General features: G+C 51.1%; 1 rRNA gene. It reads right to left on the bottom strand.

The features are described 5' to 3' along the window. Nucleotides 1-1,928: ribosomal RNA gene (locus FYJ52_RS09905) — 23S ribosomal RNA — on the bottom strand; the annotation flags it as partial.

The raw sequence follows: 1,928 nt of genomic DNA, 5'->3' as shown, positions 1-1,928 counted from the left end.
GCTTTCACCTCCAGCCTATCACCTGATCGTCTATCAGTGGCCTTACTCCCTTAAAGGGATGAGATATCTTATCTTAAGGGGGGCTTCGTGCTTAGATGCTTTCAGCACTTATCCCTTCCGGACTTGGCTACCCGGCTGTGCTCCTGGCGGAACAACCGGTGCACCAGAGGTCCGTCCGTTCCGGTCCTCTCGTACTAGGAACAGCTCCTCTCAAATTTCTAACGCCCACGACGGATAGGGACCGAACTGTCTCACGACGTTCTGAACCCAGCTCGCGTGCCTCTTTAATGGGCGAACAGCCCAACCCTTGGGACCTGCTTCAGCCCCAGGATGAGACGAGCCGACATCGAGGTGCCAAACCTCCCCGTCGATGTGGACTCTTGGGGGAGATAAGCCTGTTATCCCCGAGGTAGCTTTTATCCGTTGAGCGATGGCCCTTCCACTCGGTACCACCGGATCACTAAGCTCGACTTTCGTCCCTGCTCGACATGTCTGTCTCGCAGTCAATCACCCTTCTGCCTTTGCACTCTTATTGATGATTTCCAACCATCATGAGGGTAACTTTAGGCGCCTCCGATACTTTTTAGGAGGCGACCGCCCCAGTCAAACTGCCCATCTGACACTGTCCGAAGACTGGTTTCACAGCTCTTTGTTAGAATTCCAATATCTCAGGGGTGGTATCCCAACATCGGCTCCAGCTATGCTGACGCACAACTTTCTCTGCCTCCCACCTATCCTGTACATGACATATCGAAATCCAATGCCAGACTACAGTAAAGCTCTACGGGGTCTTTCCGTCCTGTCGCGGGTAACTCGCATCTTCACGAGTACTACAATTTCACCGGGTGTGTTGTCGAGACAGTGCTCAAATCGTTACGCCTTTCGTGCGGGTCAGAACTTACCTGACAAGGAATTTCGCTACCTTAGGACCGTTATAGTTACGGCCGCCGTTTACTGGGGCTTCAATTCGCACCTTCGCTTGCGCTAAGTACTCCTCTTAACCTTCCAGCACCGGGCAGGCGTCAGCCCCTATACTTCATCTTTCGATTTAGCAGAGACCTGTGTTTTTGGTAAACAGTCGCTTGAGCCTAGTCACTGCGACCCCTTTCGGGGCACTCCTTCTCCCGAAGTTACGGAGTATTTTTGCCGAGTTCCTTAACAACACTTCTCCCGCTCATCTTAGAATTCTCTTCCTGCCTACCTGTGTCGGTTTGCGGTACGGGTGATCACTTACTCAATAGAAGTTTTTCTTGACAGTATGAGTCTGCAGCTTCCCTACTTATTTTTCGTTCCCCATCACACCTCAGCCTTGTCCAAAGGGATTTGCCTCCTTGAACAGCCTTGATGATTGGCCCGGGTCAACCAACGCCCGGGTCTGCTTTCCCGCCTGTGTCACTCCATCTCTCAAACATAAGTGATCAGTATCGGAATTTCAACCGATTGTCCATCGCCTACGCCTTTCGGCCTGGGCTTAGGTCCCGACTTACCCTGAGCGGACGAGCCTTCCTCAGGAATCCTTGGGCTTCCGATGGTGAAGATTCTCACTTCACTTTCGCTACTCATGCCAACATTCTCTCTTCTCTTTCGTCCACAATACCTTACGATATTGCTTCGCCCTACAAGAGATTGCTCCCCTACCACTATACTATAAGTATAATCCATTGCTTCGGTGACTGATTTGAGCCCCGTTCATTTTCGGCGCACCGCCACTCGACCAGTGAGCTGTTACGCACTCTTTGAATGAATGGCTGCTTCTAAGCCAACATCCTGGTTGTTTATGCAGTGGCACATCCTTTCCCACTTAATCAGTACTTAGGGACCTTAGCAGATGATCTGGGCTGTTTCCCTTTTGACCATGAAACTTATCTCCCACAGTCTGACTGCTGCAGATGGCTGTACGGCATTCGGAGTTTGATATGGTTCGGTAT

The organism is Pseudoramibacter porci (genome assembly GCF_009696145.1).
Lineage (GTDB): Bacteria > Bacillota > Clostridia > Eubacteriales > Eubacteriaceae > Pseudoramibacter > Pseudoramibacter porci.
This window is presented reverse-complemented; position numbering and strand designations above follow the sequence as displayed.